Genomic DNA, 14,398 nt, shown 5'->3' on the forward strand with positions numbered 1-14,398 from the left:
CCCCGCGGAGCGGGTCTCTCGGCGCTGCGCGCCTTCGAAGAGAGTGCAGGCGCTTCGCGCCTGCAATTGCGGTCCGCTTCGCGGACCTTGGCCGGCCGTTGGCCGGGCGCCGGCGCTTCGCTTCGGCGGGCCGGCTGCGCCGGCCTGAGTTTCGCCGCTTCGCGGCTTTGACCAGGCACTTCGTGCCTGGTGGGTCAGTCGCTTCGCTCCTGACCGGGCCGCTTCGCGGCCGGCAGGCTGCGAGGGAGGGGCGGGGCTGGTCTTTCGGCTCCCGCTCTCACGTTGCAACTGCAAGATATCTGATGGACAATTAGGTTGTCAACCCCCTTCTGAATTCTTGGAGTTGATTCCTGCGTCGCTCTTTTCTCTGCGATGCGAAGCGGTATTCAGACATTGAATTCGCTGGTGTTTTCGGAGAATTGGAGCCGCCGAACTCCAACTCGGAATGTGTAAGGGGAACTCGGCCAAGTTCCCCTTACGCTCTCGCGGGAATCTGTAAGGGGAACCGGTGCAGGTTCCCCTTACACTCCGGAGTTTTATCCTTCGTCGTACATCGCGTCTTCGGCGGCGTACATGCAGTCGTCATCGTGCTGGAAACCGGCCACGATATCGGCGCGGCAGTCCTCGCACTTTCCGCCCGCTCCGAGACTCGTACCCGATTCGTCGTGGTACCCCATAACAACCTCCATTTGGCTGTGTGCGGGCCTCAGAATGGCCCGTGGCCCGAGACCATAGGGTCTCGGGCCACGGGTCGTCAAATGGGCTGCTGCGGCTTTCTGTTGGGCTATTCAGTTTCGGCCGGGGAGCCATCCGAGCCAGCCATCGGCCCGGCGGTCGCGCTCCGCCTGGGCGGTCTCTTCAGCAAGTCGGGCGGCCTTCTCCTCCTGGAGCTGGCGGGCCTCCGCCGCGCGCCGGCACCGGTCGCAGGGCGTGCCCTGGGTGGTCCAGCCGTCCGGGTACACCGCCGTCCCACAGACCGGGCACGGCCACATGCCCGCCTGGCGCTCGCGCTCGGCCTCGACCCGGGCCACCGCCTCGCGCGCCTCGCGGTCCGCCCGTCGAACCGCCTCTCGCGCCGAGTAGGCCTCGTACGAGTCGGCCTGGTTGGACAGGGCCGCGGTGAGGGTCTGACCGCCCCGCTCACGCCCGTACCGCCACCAGATCGGCCCGTGTGGGCCGTCGGCCCGGAGCCGGTCCCACCGGCACGCCACGACCGGCACCACGCCGTCGTAGCTCCGGTAGCCGTCGCCCTCCGCGTCCCCGTACCCGACGGCCGTCCACCGGCCCTCCCACACCGGCGTGGACAGCTCCGCGATCCCCCTGATGCATGCCTGCATCGCCTCCGGCCCCAAATCCTTGGTGAACACGAGCGCGACCGGCGGGTGCGCCCCCTTCCAGGTTTCCGGGGCCGACCACACCGTCCGCCACAACGGCCGCTGCCCGCCTGCCGTGGCCGGCCGCGCGAAAAACCGCTGGTAGCGGGCGAGTTTGTCCGCGACCGCCGCGCGGGTCTCCGTCCCGTTGTCGACCTCCACGAACAACAACGGGACCGGCTCGCCGGGCGCCGCGAACACGGCGTCCGCCCGCAGGCTGCCCCGCGCCGGCGAGCTCCACGTGCCGGCCACCGGGAGGACCGCCTCCGTGGACCAGGCCGCGATCGGTCCCAGCCCCGGCGGGCGCCGGCGCTCCGCCGCCTGGCGCGGCACGGCGCGGGTCGCAGCGACCGGGGCGCCGGGCGCCTCCACCGGCCGCTGAACAAACGCGGCGAGCACGTCCGTCACGCGCAACGCGTGCTTCGCGCCGGAGGCCGCCGCCGCCCGCGCCGTGCCACCCATCTCGCGGACGGGACGCTCCAGCGCGTGCGCGGCGGCCTCCAACCCCGGAGCCGTCAACGACCAGATCTTCTCGGTGACCCGCCGGCCGCCTGCCTCCAGCCGCGACGTCGTGCCCGCAGACACCACCAGGCCGGACGCCTCCAGATCCTTCAACCCGCCCCGCACCGTCCCGGCGTCCGCCGTCCCCGGACACGTCATGTCCCGCAGCTGCGCCGCCGTCGCCACCTTGACCACGCCCAACGCCTCCAGAACCGCCCCGCGAGTCTTCGTCGTCGACCCGTACTTGCCCATCTGGCCCTCCCGCCGCCGCCACATGTTTTCCTCTGCCTCTACAGGATCAGGGACAGAGAGAGGTGTCGGCGTCCCTTCTTCAGGTGGTCAAGGGGTCTGACCTGCGTAAATGCCTTGCAGAGGACGGGAGATCACCACAGGGGACACCACAGGAATCACCACAGGGGGTACCGCAGGCTGACTGGGGGGCTTGCCCAGCCCAGTCACACCGCCTGTCACACCGGCCTGTCACACCGGCGCCAGTCACGGCCCTGACCAGCGGCTAGACCCCTCTACCCCCCGCCCGACCCCCGGTGTGACAGGGCGGTGTGACAGGGCCGCGCCCGCCGGCCCCGCAGGACGACCGGGGCCGGCTGACACCCGGTCTGACACCCGTCTCCAGACCGGTGTCAGAACCGGGCCCCACCAGCACCCGGGGGTACATGTACCGGTCCGGTGTCAGGTGTCAGGACCGCCATGGGCACCGCCACGCGAACCGCCACGGCACCGCCACGGGTTGACCGTGTGGCGGTGCCGTGGCGGTGGCCGGGCGGTGCCCATGGCGGTGGCCGTGGCGGTGCAGGCCGGTCCAGCGGTCCGCCACATCATCTGCCGGACGTCCGCCCGGAGTCCGCCCCGCCGGCGGTCCGGACCGCCGTCCGACAGATGCCCGGCGGACCCTCGGCGGACGTCCGGCGGATCGCTGGGCGGATCGCTGAGACGTCGCTGGCAGTCCGCTGGGCGTCCGCCAGCCAGCGAACCGAACGGGTGGCCCAGCAGACCGTCAGCGAACGATCCAGCGGACCGAACAGGCTTGCCCAGGGGGGCTTGCCCAGCGCCGGCGAGGCTTGCCCGCAAGGGCTTGCCCGGCCCGTGCGGGCCGCCGCGCCGCCGATCACTGGCGGTCATTACCTGTCGCGTGTTGCGTGTCGCAACACCCGTGCGGGAGGGGGGTGCACACACCCCCAGGGGGCCGGGACCGGCCCTTCTGGGGGTGTTGCGACACGCGACACGCAACAGTGTGCGGTGACGCTGAGTTATGCCGCGCGGTGGTGTTCGGTCGCGACGTAGGAGACTTGGCCGGCCCCGCGGTCGACTCGGACGACGTATCCGTAGGCGGCCCAGCTGGGCATCCAGCGGTGAAGGGTGCTGCGGTCGCGGCTGTGCTCCGGGTGGTCCTTGACCGCTTCCGCGAGCGCGCTCACGCCGAGCCCGGCGGGGCCGGCCTCCCGGATCTTCTGGAGCGCGTAGAGCTGCGAGCGGTCGGTGATCACCATGGCGGACGGCGGGACGGCCGCGAGCGTCGGCGGCGCGGTGATGGTCGGGGCCGGCGCCGGCGCCGGGGCGGGCGCGGTGGTGTCGTCCATGGTCCACATGGCGTCGTCCAGGACGGCGCGGAACTGGCGTGTGGTGTCGGCCGACGACGCCAGCGCCGGCGGTTCCTGGGGGTTGGGTGCGGGCGTGGCGGGGTTTTTGGTGAGGGACGGGAAAAGCGCGTCCATGTCGACTCTGGCCGGCGCCGATTCGCCAATCTCCGGCAATGCGTCGGCGGTTACGGTCACCGATCCTTCCATTGCCTGCTTTGCGGCCTTGGAGAGAGTGTCGGTGTTCGTGTAGAGCATGGGCAGAGTGCGCGCCCAGCGTTCACGGTAGAACTGCGCGGATTCGATGGTGAGACTCACGTCATCGAGCTTCGGGCGGTATCCCGCAACCGACTTGGATACGGCGAGGATGTTATGCGGTTCGATTCGGTAGGCCTTGAAAGGCTTCGGGCTCTGTGCGCCGTCCTCCACGAATCCGCTGCCGGGGTAGGCGGCGTCCTCCTTCTTGATGCCGCGTGCGTCGCTGAAAATGTGCATGTACTCGGCTTCGTCGCTCACTCGCATGGCGACTCGGAAGCGTGTCATTTCCTTCATGGCGGGTGAAGCCATTTCGCGTGTTCCGCGCAGCACGCAGTTGATGCCGCGAACTCCGGCGGCTCGCCCGGTGTTGTTCACGGTGTCCAATCCCTTTTGGACCGTGAGCGGGAGCTGTGCGGCTTCGTCGGTGACGATGATGATTTGGGGAAGGTTCTCGCTTACCGGGATCCGGTCGGTGTTCGAGTCGAACATGAGGTCCTGGTAGTCGCGCTTGCGGGTGGTGATGATCTCCTCCGCGACGCGGAGCATGACGAGTGCTTCCTCGACGGTGCTGGCGGACCAGTCGACCACCGGAGCCGCGGCTGATCCGTCCCGTGCCCAGGCGCGGAGCCAGGGGAGGGTGACGCCGGCCCCGGTGACGTCGATGTGCCAGATGAGGACGTCGACGCAGCGGGCGAGTTCGGCGTTGATCACGTTGAGGAAGTTTGTTTTGCCGCCCTCGGGCTGGCCGATGACCAGGCCGCAGTGGAATCGCAGAGTGCTCGTGCTGAATTTCGTTCCGTCCTTGAAGCGGCCGAAATCAAGGGCGTCGTTGATGGATCCGGGCGTCAATGCGCGGTCGGCGTTGTAGGGGAAATCTCGGGCTACCGCGTTGACCAATTCCACCTTGATGATCACGGTGCCGTAGTCCTGGCCGTGGCGGATCTCCAGCCCGCAACCGATCGGGAGACGCAAGTCGGCGCGCAACGCGTCTCCCTGGCTCTGGATCGAGGCGAGCGTCTGCCGGGGCGGGAGAGTCAACTCCAGCGTGTAACCGCACGGCATCTCGCCCGGCTCCGCCTCCCACGTCTCGACGCCGACCACCTGACAGCCGCTGATCCCGCAGATGCGGTGGAGCCGGTCCTCCCACTCGCCGCGCACTTCCTCGCGCAGCGCCTGGGCGAGCGCCTCCGCCCGCCGGCCGGGCGCGCCGAGCTCGTACTCGCGGAACGCGGCGTTGGCGCCCCATCCGAGAACGGTCCCGGCCACGAGCGCCGTCGCCGGCCACCAGGACGACCACGGGCCCGCCTCCAGCGCCCAGGACGTCCAGCCGCCCGCCAGGAGCCAGGCGGTGGCCCGGTAGACCTTGTTGGGGGTGGACCACCTGCGATGAGTGGCCACCGCCACCGATGCCACCGCGCCGGCGACGCCCTCGGCGAGACCGATCACGGGCGGCATGTTCGCCAGGTGCCCGGCCGCGGCCGTCAGGGCGGCGATCCCGGCCGCGTTGGTCGCGGCCCACGCGGGCGGGTGGGGCGCCGTCCAGTCCACCCGGCCCGGCTGCTTCTTGCTGCTCATCGCTGGTGATCCCCTTCAGACAGGCGGTCAGACGTTCCACATGGCTTCGGCCGCGGCCCCGTTGCGGGGCGACTCGTGCCGCGACAGGTCCAGTTCGTGCGCCCGGCGGAAGACCGGCAGCACGTCGGACGCGGCGGAGATCGCCCGCCTTAGGTGGTGGGCGACCCCGGCGACCATCTCCGCGATCATCGGCTTGACCGGGTAGGAGTCCGCCGAGTGCACCGCGAGGGACTGCACCGCGCTCGCCAGGTGCTCGATCCCGTCCGGCAGGCACGCGTACTCCTGCCCGACCTCGGTCATCACCCCCGGCTGGTAAGTGGCGTAGACCGTGGCGACCGCCTCGCAGGAGCGGGAGAACACCGACTGGTGGGCGGTGCCGGAGTCGCCGGGCTTGCCGCCGATGTTCCACATCACCTCACCCGAGTACCCGTTGCGGGGTGCCTCGTGGCGGGCGAGGTCCGCCTCGTGTACGTCGCGGAACGTCTGGTGGATCTCGTCGGCGGCGTCGGCCGCCGCCGCGAGCGCCTTGTAGACGGCCGACACCGACTCGACCACGCTCTTGTGCGCCGGGTAGACCTGCTCGGTGTTGAGCGCCAGGTGCCGGATCGCCATCGCGGCGTGCCGGATCCCCTCGGGCAGCCCCGCGTACTCGGCGGCGACCGCCAGCATCGAGGGCGGCGAGTACGCGCCGTACGCGGTGGCGACCGCCTCGGCGGCGCGGGCGAAGACCTGCTGCACGTTGGAACCTCCTCCGGGCGCGCCGGCCGGCGCACCCCCCTGCCCGGTCGCGGACGCGCCCGGGTCGTTCACGGTGGCGCGGACGGGCCGCCGCTTGTCGGCGGCATCGGCCGCGGCTTCCTTGGCGCGGAGCGCGTCCTCCTTGGGGCGGATCCGATTCGCCCGCCAGTTCCACACGCGCAGCGCGAGCTTCTTCCCCGAGCCCCAGGTGAAGGGGCGCAGCAGCTTCCCGGCGATCCCGGCGAGCGCGGCCAGGAGCATGGTGAAGCCCACGCGGCGGGCGTAGCGGAGCTTGGCCCGCGCGGCCCGGCGAGCGGTACGTGTACCGGACCAGGCACCCGCCAGGAGCCGGCCGCCCTTCGCCATCGCCTTGGGGAACCCGTCCCGGACCGCGCGCAGCCGGCGGCCGACCCACCCGCCGGCCGTGGTGGTGGCGCGCTTGGCACGTCCGGTGTTCGCGGCCAGCTGGCGGCCCGTCCACGCCGCCGCGCGGTTCAGGCGGCCCCGTAAGGCGCCCGGCTGCGCCGGCTGCGTGGTGGTGCCGCCGGCGCCGGCGCGACGTCGCGCGGCGGCCGTGGTCTGCCTGGCGGAAGTGCTCTTGGCGCCGTCCCGGCCGGCCGCGGTGCCGCGCCCCGCGACGTCGCGGCCGGCGGCCCGCGTCCCGGTCCCGCGCAGCCACCCGCCGCCCCGGCCCCGGCGTCCGTCCGCCGATCCCGCGCCCGTCCCGGAGCCGCCGGGGGCTCCGGCGCCCGTGCGGCCCGGCGCCCTGCCCGTGGCGGTGGCGCCGGCGCCGGCGCCGGCCACATTGGCCGCGGCGGTCCGCCGTTCGGCACGACGGCTCCCACCGCCGGCGCCGGCGCCGGACGCGGTGGAGCCGGAGGCGCTACCGCCCCGGCGTCCGCCGACCCCGGAGGTGAAGGAGCCGGAGCCGGCCCCCAGAGAGGCCGTTCGGCGGGCGTCCCGGCTCCGGCCCCAACGGGTCGGAGACAGGCCGGCGTAGCCCATTCCGCGGCGTCCGCCACGGGTCGCGCGGCGGAACGCGTACGCGGTCCCGACCGCGCCGGCGCCGACCGCCGCCCCGCCGAGCACGACCGCGCCGGCGACTCCGGCCGCGTAGTAGGCCGACGTCCCGGCCAGGCCGGCCGCGTTGAGCGCGCTCAGCAGCAGAGGACCGCCCGGCACGCGCTCGGCGCGTTCGGGCCGGGCCGGCTGCTCGTGCTCCTGGTCCTCCTCCGGCGCGGGGGCCGGGGCCGGCTCCGAGGCGGGGGCGGGGGTGGGCTGCGCGGGTACCACCTGCGCGCGGGGCGCGGGAGGCGCCAGTTCGTAGTCACCCGACTCGGGCGTCCCGGAGGTTCCCGCCGGGTCGGACGTGTGTGACGCAATCCCCGTTTGTGCCGGGGTAGTCGGTGAGGACATGCTGTGCCTACCTCCTGAAATCCTGACTGGCAGTCATGTGATGGGGAGGGGGACCCGGCGGGGAGGCATCCCGCCGGGTCCCGTCACGGGGAGATCACTCCCCGTGAGACTAGGACCAGGCTCAGACACCCGAACAGGTGTTTCCTCGCCTGGTGTTGTCCGTGTGGCTGGTGGTGCTGGTGGGCAGCGGCGTCACCCACAGGGCGAGCTGTCCAGGAACGGGGTCGACCGGTCCGACGGGGACGTCGACCGGGCGGAGCCGGTAGCGGCGCCGGCGGCGCTTCACCGGTCCTCCCAAGCCCAGCCGGCCCGGTCCGCGACCCGATCGGCCATCTCGGCCCCCCAGTCGCTCACCGGTCGCCGGCCGCCGGGCCCGCCCGGCAGAACCGGCGCCAGGCGCACCGCCGCGTACGCGCCGCACGCCGCCATCGCGGTCGCCCAGGCGGACGTCCACGGGCTCACCGCCCCGTACAGCCACGCGTTCGCCGCGACCGCGCCGGCCACCATGGCGACGTCGCACAGGTTCGCCAGCACCCACACGGCCACCCACACGAGCCCGTCCCGCAGCCGGCTCACAGCCCGCCCCCGGGCCGGAACGCGCCGCCGGCGAGCTCCGGCTCCGCCTCCGCCTCGGGGTTGGCCAGCAGCCACGCCCGGTACGCCCGGCGGACGTAGGACCGGCCCCGCGGCTCGTCCTCCCGCCGCACGCCGGCGTCGCCCGCCCACAGCGCATCGGCGGTCAGCTCCGCCTCCGTGACGTCGGCCGGCTCCCCGGTCATCAGCGCCGCCTGATCGGCCAGCGCCGCGCGGTGCAGGCGGAACTCCCGCCCAATCTCGGCCGGCACCCCGCCCATCCGGTCCAGCGTCGTCAACCGCGTCTGCCACCGCAGCAGGTGACCCGCCGCGCTCAGCAGCTCCAGCGGCTGCGCCCCGTACACCCCGCCCTGCGGCGGCGCGATCTCGGTGGTCTCGGTGGTCTCGGTCTCGTTGCTCATGGTCTGTTCCCCTTCCGGGAGCCCGGGGGCGGACGGGTGCCCGCCCCCGGGGCGATCCTTGATCCAGCGCCGGCACGACGGCCGGCCTTTCGCGGATTCCGACTCGATCGGGCCTACGGCCCCTTGGCCGACGCCGCCGCCCGCGCCTCCCGCAGATAGCGGTCCACGGACGTGCGGGACACGGAGCCCAGGAGCGCGGACAGCCGGTTGGTCGCGTCATCGGGGTCGTCGACCCCGAGGGCGTAGAGGGTGTGCACCGCCGCCCGCAAGTTCGGCGGGCGCTGCTCCGGCACCCGCTCATCCGGAGCCGGCTCCGGCGCCGGCCGGGACATCCCGCCCGGTTCCGGCTCTCTGACCTGCGAGGATGCCGGCGGTTCCGGAGGACGCGGGGGCGCCTGGCGGAGCCGTCCCGCACGCTCCAGCACATCCCGGACCGGCAGCCCGGCGTCCACGGCCGTACTCAGAGAGGCCTCCGCCCGGACCTGATCGGCCGCCGCCCGCTCCAGCAGGCCCGCCCCATCGACAGGCACCTGCGCCGGCGCCGGCGCCACCACCCGCTCGACCACCACCGGTTCCGCCGGCGCGATCTCCAGCGGCCCGTACCGGTACTCCAGCGCCGCCCGCTGCTGCGCCGCCGCCGCCCGCGTCCGGGACACCTCCATGTCCACCGAGGCGATCGCCAGCTCCGCGTACGCACGGTCCCGCTCCGCCGCCACCCAACCGGCCGCGACGGGCGACAGGTTGCGGTGGAACGCGTCCAGGACCGCCAGCCACAGGCTCTTGGCCACCAGCGAGACCGCCGGCCCGCCCCAGGTCACCCCGGGGTCATTGATCTTGATCCCGTAGCCGGCGAGTGCCCCCATGGAGATGACCAGCAGGGCCCAGCCCATCCACTGCGCCCGCCGGCGCCGGCGCCGGTCGTAGCGGTGGACCATCTCCAGCAGAAGGACCACCAGCCACGCCGCGTCGAACACCACGGCGGCCACGTAGCCCTCGTTCCCGCCGCCCAGGAGCCGGCCGATCGAAACGGTGGACCAGACGATGCAGGCGACCGTGAGAACGCCCGTCACCGCCAGCGCCACCCGCAGGCCGATCCTCCGCCAGTCCCTCGGCTCGGAGGGGGCCTCCATCGGCACCTCGTGCGTTCTGCCGGCCATCGTGACCGGCACCGTGCGCCGCATCCCGAACCCGCTCACTGGGCACCGCCGTCAACCACACGGGAGGCCACGATCACGGGGCCGACCTCGTACCGGGCGCCGGCGTCGGGCGCCAGGTGGGCGGCACTGTGGCCACGCCGCACCAGCGCGGCGGCCAGGGCCTCCGTCGCTTCCACGTCCGTGGCCCGCATCCGGTAGTCACCCCAGACCATGGCCAGCACATCCGCCGGCAGCACCTGGCCGAGGCGGCGGGGGTCCGGCGACCGCTCCGCCCGCACCACCAGGTGAACCGCCACCAGCATCAGCCGGATGTGGCGCCGGCGCTCCCGCGTCCACCCGATCACCGGGCACCGCCCGACCGCTGCCACTCCTCGCGGGCCGCCCGCAGCGCCCGCGCCTCCGCGTCCCGCGCCAGACCGGCCTGGTAGGCCAGCTCCTGCGCCGCCAGCCGCGCACCGACCTGGAGCCCGGGCTCCTCCGGCAGCGCCTGCACGCGCACCACGTTCGCCGCGGCCTCCGCCGCCGCCCGCTCCGCGTCCCGCCGCACGGCCTCCGCCGCGTCCACGGCCGCCGACGCCGCCAACCACCGCGCGCTCATCGGGCACCGCCCGACTGCTGCGCCGCGATCTGCGCCCGCAGCCGCTCCGCCGCCAGCCGCGCGGCCTCCGCCGCCGCAGCCGCCGCGTTCGCGGAGGCGATCCTCGCGGCCGTCGCCGCGTCCGCTCCCGGGTTCTCGCTCACTGGGCACCGCCCAGCACCTCGGGGGCCAGCGTCCAGGAGATGACCGTCAGCCGGCCGCCGCCGTACGCGGCGCCGATCCCGGCGAGCACCTTGCCGTACACCTCGGAGCGGGTCGCGGACGGCAGGGTGTCGACCAGGCCGTCGTACGTCCACCGCTCACCGCCGGCCGCCTCCACCGTCAGCACCCAGTGCCAACGGCGGGGCTCCGCGTAGATACCAGGCACCTCGTGCCCGATCGTGATCACACTCTCGATACGATCCATGTAGGACCGCACCTCCCTGGTTGTGTCAGGAATGGGTGTTGGTCTCAGGCCCCGGACGTCGGTGTTCCACCACCGACCACCCCTGTGTTCCACCACAGGGCCGGGGCCGCATTCAGTTGTCGGGCATCAAATGCCCGGCCGATCCGCCGTGTTGGCCGGACCGCCTTGCGAGACCAACGATGCCATGAACGGACATGGGAAACAAGTACTTCACCCACGGGTCTAATTCCGCTACCCTGCACACATGGTTGACATCCCGGAAAAGCAGCAGGCGGAGGCGCTGGTGGAGGTCGCAAGACTCTCTGCCGACCGCGACGCGGCACAGGCAGAGGTGGACCGGATCATGCAGGCCCTACGCGAGGCGGCCGTTCACGCGGCCCGACTCGGAGCCGGCCGAACCCGCATCCGCGAGCTGGCCAAGATCAGCAGCAAGACCCTCTACACCTGGCTCGGCCAGGCCGGCGTCGATGTCCGCCCGCAGCAGTCCCGCCGCTAACCCACCGCCGGCCCCGGCCAGCTACGAGAGGTACGAAATGCCTGATCAGAGCCCCTTACTCCCCTCCCCCGAGGACATGTCCCACGCCATGCTGCTCGCCGTGCTCATGGAGGCCGGAGGCAGCATGGAGATCCCCGCGTCCGCCCTGGAGATAGACGGACTCGGTACGCCGGACGGCACGTTCCACGCGGTGCAGATGACCGTGCTGCCCGGGGAGCGCCTCCGTCTGTCCGTCGTGCCTCGCCCCGCCGCCAGCCCCGGCGCCGGCTCCACCTACACCCCGGGAGCCTGACCCGTGGGCGCGATCCGAGACGCCCTGGACCGCGCCCGCGCGGCCGTCACCACCAGGCCGCCGCCGGCCCGGCCGGAGACGCAGCTCCGGTTCCTGATGCGCGTCGAGAAGGGGTCGACCGCCGCCGTTGCGGCCCGGGTCGGTGTGTCCCAACGGACCGTCCAGCGGTGGCTCGCAGGCACCCAAGCGCCGAAAGGCGCATCAGCGGATCGCCTCCGAGAGGAGGCCGCCAAGAGCTGGCAGCCCCGGGTGAAGGCCAAGGCGGAGGCGCAAGCCGCGGCGCGCGGCGTGGTCATCGAGACCCGGGCCCGGTTCGGGTTCACGGCGGCGGCCGGCTCGACTGACGACGCCCGCCTACGCCGGATCACCCAGCACATCACCCCAGACAGGAGCGCGGCCGTGCTCGCCGCCTACCACGCAGGCGCCGGCGAAGCCGAGCTGCAAGCGCTCGTGGGGGCCGGCCTCGGCGAGAGCTACTTCCGCGACGGGGGCGCCCGCGCTCACGGCCTGGACGTCGAGATCACGGACGTGGACTACGTGGACGTGGCCTACTGATGAGGACGTCGGCGCCGGCGCGCGGGGTGGGTCAAGGAGCGGAGCAACTCCGCCTCCGTGGCACCCTCCACCGCGTCCGCCTGCATCAAGAGGTAGTCGACCGCGACCCGAATCAAGGTGTTGTCGGTGATCACCTCACGCCGATCGGTTCGAGCGGCGGCAACGCGGCGCCGGAGGCGTTCAAGATCATCCAATTGATCCTGCCGGAGTCGCGCTTCCTTTCGAATCAGCGTGGCCCAACGTGCTGTCGGAGCCGGCTCCGACAGCACGGGCAACGAGAGAACGTCCTCCGCGACCGCCGGGGGCACCTCCGCCCGCGCCTCCGGCACCGGAACCGGAGCCTCGGGCAGCAGCGGTTCAGCCGGCGGGAGATCCTCCTCCGCCGGCGCGCCGTTCCCAAAGTGCGCAAGCCAAGGATTGCCCTGACCAGCCATTTCGCGCCTCGACTCTGTAGGTCTGGAATTCACAGACCGCCTGACTCGGCGAGTCTGGAATTCCCAGACTGACGGATCCGAGACAGACGACGGGAACTAACAGGCCATCAACTCGAAGTCGGCCCCAACAAGTACGCCCACTGGCCCATACGACGGCTACAGCGGGCGATCAGATCGGGCGTAGCCTGATCCCCACCCGCCGGGACGGCGGGCGCAAGACCGCCCTAGACGGCGAGAACCCCCCGGGGTCACAGGTGCTCCAACACCTATCCCGGAGGGCTCGTCGTGACTACGCAAGTCGTTGCTGAGTGTAGGGGAGAAGTGCTTCCCCTTCCACCAGGCGACGGCGCATCCCGAAAGGTGAGCGCGTGTCCCACCGCAACATCCCGCCCGGCAAGTGCCAGAGCTGCACCGCCATCGGCCGCTACCTGAAGAAGTGCGTCGAGGACCGGCCGGACAACCCGCCCACGAACGCCGAGATCGGCGCGGCGGTCGACCTCCACCCGAAAGTGGTCCAGCGCCACCTAGCCCACCTCGTGACCTGCGGCGTTCTCGACACCAACCGCCGCACGCTCCTCCGCGTCCCCCGCGACCTCCCCACGCTCGCCGGCCCGGAGGCCTGGGCCGCCGGCGTCCCCGGCCTCCACGCCACCACCCGCAAGGCACTGATGATCCCCGCCCGCATGGGCTGGGACGGCCAACTCTCCAACGCGGAGTGGGCCGACGCGGCCGGCCTCTCCCTGGCTACGCTCAAGCGGCACCGCAGCGTGCTGGCCGGACGAACCGCGAAGCAGCCGGTCCCGCTGATCGAGTTCCGGCAGGACTACGTCGAGGTGGTTGGCAACGACCTGAAGCCGTACTGGATCCGGCAGGCGGACCGGTTCACGCTCCTGTCCGGCATCGAAGCTGCGCCGCTGGAAGGGGAGGCGCTGGCCACCGTGCCAGAGCTGGCGCGCGCGCTGCTCCACCAGCTCCGCTGGTTCGACTACGCTCTCTCCAGCCGGGCCGGGGTCGAGTTCTCCGCCCGTGAGATCGCCCGCTACCTCGCCGCGGGCTGGCCCGCCTACGCCCTGCTCAACATCCTCCAAGCCAGCGCCGACAAGCGCCCCTCAAGCCCCCGCACGTACCTCAAGACCGTCCTCGACAACGAGCCCCGTCTCAAGCGCCCGCACGTCATCCCCGCCCGGGTTCAGTTCGACGGGATGGCGCGCGCGGGCGAGTGCCTCCTCTGCCACCAGCCCGCATGGGAACTCCCCGGCCGCACACCGCTGTGTGGCGGCGACCACTGCCGCGAGGCCGCAACGCCCGCCGGGGGCAGCGGACTCCGGACGGGCGTGTTCGTTCCCTTCCCCCGGGAACACGCCCTCACCGCCTGAACGCCCCTCACACGGCCCCGCGCCCACGCCCCGGACGCGGGGCCCACCCATGCGCCCGCAAGCTCGCCAGGAGCCGCACGGCGGCGCCTATTCCCGCAGGTAGGACCGTAGAGGCCACTTGAGTTCCCCCCCCCCTTCGGAAAATCCGCGCCCGCGAAACACGCACCCCAAACGGGCCGTCAGACAGGGGGAACCCGGAGGAAACTGAGTTCCTGTCAGCACTCTCGCCCCTTGAGACTCCTGACGGGAACTCACTAATGGGAACGATTCTCAAATACCGAGCACGAAAAGGCGCGTTTCCGCAGGTCAGCCGGTAGGGCTCACTGGGGTTCCCCCCCCCCGCCTCCAGGTCTCTACGACTGTGGACAAAGGGGAACCCAAATGAGCCCTAGCTTCCTACCCTTGGCCAGGGCATTCCGGACACAGCGCTCTGAACTGCGGCGATACTTTCGGAGGGGGGGAACCCAAGTGAGCCCTAGCCCTCTGGATTGAGGGCGTCATGTCAACTCTCAGAGAGGCCGCGAAGCGGCCGGCCTTACGGCCAGGCGCGCGAAGCGCGCCTAGGCCAGCGAGGCGCGAAGCGCCTCGCCCTCCCTGACACAGCGCGCAGCGCTGTGGGACCCGCTCCGCGGG

At 72.3% G+C, this 14,398-nt stretch carries 16 protein-coding genes; 4 read left to right on the forward strand and 12 right to left on the reverse strand.

Annotated elements, in window-relative coordinates:
* Positions 1-788: 788 nt before the first annotated feature.
* The 11 genes from ACZ6ZI_RS39940 to ACZ6ZI_RS39990 form a co-directional block, all read right to left on the reverse strand.
* Positions 789-2,126, reverse strand: a complete 1,338-nt coding sequence (locus ACZ6ZI_RS39940) for a replication-relaxation family protein (protein ID WP_469529969.1) — start codon at positions 2,124-2,126, stop codon at positions 789-791.
* A 1,016-nt stretch (positions 2,127-3,142) separates the two neighbouring features.
* Positions 3,143-5,302, reverse strand: coding sequence for a hypothetical protein (locus ACZ6ZI_RS39945; protein WP_469529971.1), 2,160 nt, complete (start codon positions 5,300-5,302; stop codon positions 3,143-3,145).
* A 27-nt stretch (positions 5,303-5,329) separates the two neighbouring features.
* Positions 5,330-7,456, reverse strand: a complete 2,127-nt coding sequence (locus tag ACZ6ZI_RS39950) for a hypothetical protein (RefSeq protein ID WP_469529973.1) — start codon at positions 7,454-7,456, stop codon at positions 5,330-5,332.
* A gap of 121 nt (positions 7,457-7,577) precedes the next feature.
* On the reverse strand, positions 7,578-7,742 hold the full coding sequence (locus ACZ6ZI_RS39955) for a hypothetical protein (protein WP_469529976.1): 165 nt from the start codon (positions 7,740-7,742) through the stop codon (positions 7,578-7,580).
* A complete protein-coding gene (locus ACZ6ZI_RS39960) occupies positions 7,739-8,032 on the reverse strand; it encodes a hypothetical protein (protein ID WP_469529979.1) in 294 nt (97 codons plus the stop codon). The genes ACZ6ZI_RS39955 and ACZ6ZI_RS39960 overlap by 4 nt, the downstream gene beginning before the upstream one ends.
* Positions 8,029-8,451, reverse strand: a complete 423-nt coding sequence (locus ACZ6ZI_RS39965; RefSeq protein WP_469529990.1) for a hypothetical protein — start codon at positions 8,449-8,451, stop codon at positions 8,029-8,031. The genes ACZ6ZI_RS39960 and ACZ6ZI_RS39965 overlap by 4 nt, the downstream gene beginning before the upstream one ends.
* A 113-nt stretch (positions 8,452-8,564) precedes the next feature.
* Positions 8,565-9,608 (reverse strand): hypothetical protein, encoded by a 1,044-nt coding sequence (locus tag ACZ6ZI_RS39970; RefSeq protein WP_469530000.1) that lies wholly within the window; start codon positions 9,606-9,608, stop codon positions 8,565-8,567.
* Positions 9,609-9,643: 35 nt separating this feature from the next.
* Complete coding sequence (locus ACZ6ZI_RS39975; RefSeq protein WP_469530002.1) at positions 9,644-9,952, reverse strand: hypothetical protein; 309 nt, start codon at positions 9,950-9,952, stop codon at positions 9,644-9,646.
* A complete protein-coding gene (locus ACZ6ZI_RS39980; RefSeq protein WP_469530006.1) occupies positions 9,949-10,206 on the reverse strand; it encodes a hypothetical protein in 258 nt (85 codons plus the stop codon). The genes ACZ6ZI_RS39975 and ACZ6ZI_RS39980 overlap by 4 nt, the downstream gene beginning before the upstream one ends.
* Positions 10,203-10,349 (reverse strand): hypothetical protein, encoded by a 147-nt coding sequence (locus ACZ6ZI_RS39985; RefSeq protein WP_469530009.1) that lies wholly within the window; start codon positions 10,347-10,349, stop codon positions 10,203-10,205. Before ACZ6ZI_RS39985 ends, ACZ6ZI_RS39980 begins: the two co-directional genes overlap by 4 nt.
* Positions 10,346-10,612 (reverse strand): hypothetical protein, encoded by a 267-nt coding sequence (locus ACZ6ZI_RS39990; RefSeq protein ID WP_469530011.1) that lies wholly within the window; start codon positions 10,610-10,612, stop codon positions 10,346-10,348. The genes ACZ6ZI_RS39985 and ACZ6ZI_RS39990 overlap by 4 nt, the downstream gene beginning before the upstream one ends.
* Before the next feature lie 244 nt (positions 10,613-10,856).
* Between ACZ6ZI_RS39990 and ACZ6ZI_RS39995 the strand changes: the two genes are divergently transcribed.
* The 3 genes from ACZ6ZI_RS39995 to tpg are packed head-to-tail and all read left to right on the forward strand — an operon-like array spanning position 10,857 to position 11,955.
* A complete protein-coding gene (locus tag ACZ6ZI_RS39995) occupies positions 10,857-11,108 on the forward strand; it encodes a hypothetical protein (protein WP_469530013.1) in 252 nt (83 codons plus the stop codon).
* A gap of 37 nt (positions 11,109-11,145) precedes the next feature.
* Complete coding sequence (locus ACZ6ZI_RS40000) at positions 11,146-11,400, forward strand: pRL2-19 (RefSeq protein WP_469530017.1); 255 nt, start codon at positions 11,146-11,148, stop codon at positions 11,398-11,400.
* A 3-nt stretch (positions 11,401-11,403) separates the two neighbouring features.
* A complete protein-coding gene (tpg, locus tag ACZ6ZI_RS40005) occupies positions 11,404-11,955 on the forward strand; it encodes a telomere-protecting terminal protein Tpg (protein ID WP_469530019.1) in 552 nt (183 codons plus the stop codon).
* Here tpg and ACZ6ZI_RS40010 read toward each other — a convergent pair.
* Positions 11,949-12,389, reverse strand: coding sequence for a hypothetical protein (locus ACZ6ZI_RS40010; RefSeq protein WP_469530022.1), 441 nt, complete (start codon positions 12,387-12,389; stop codon positions 11,949-11,951). The genes tpg and ACZ6ZI_RS40010 overlap by 7 nt on opposite strands.
* 368 nt (positions 12,390-12,757) lie before the next feature.
* Between ACZ6ZI_RS40010 and ACZ6ZI_RS40015 the strand changes: the two genes are divergently transcribed.
* A complete protein-coding gene (locus tag ACZ6ZI_RS40015; RefSeq protein WP_469530025.1) occupies positions 12,758-13,765 on the forward strand; it encodes a hypothetical protein in 1,008 nt (335 codons plus the stop codon).
* Positions 13,766-14,398: the final 633 nt, after the last annotated feature.

The sequence above is a fragment of the Streptomyces sp. NPDC103540 genome, from assembly GCF_055584445.1.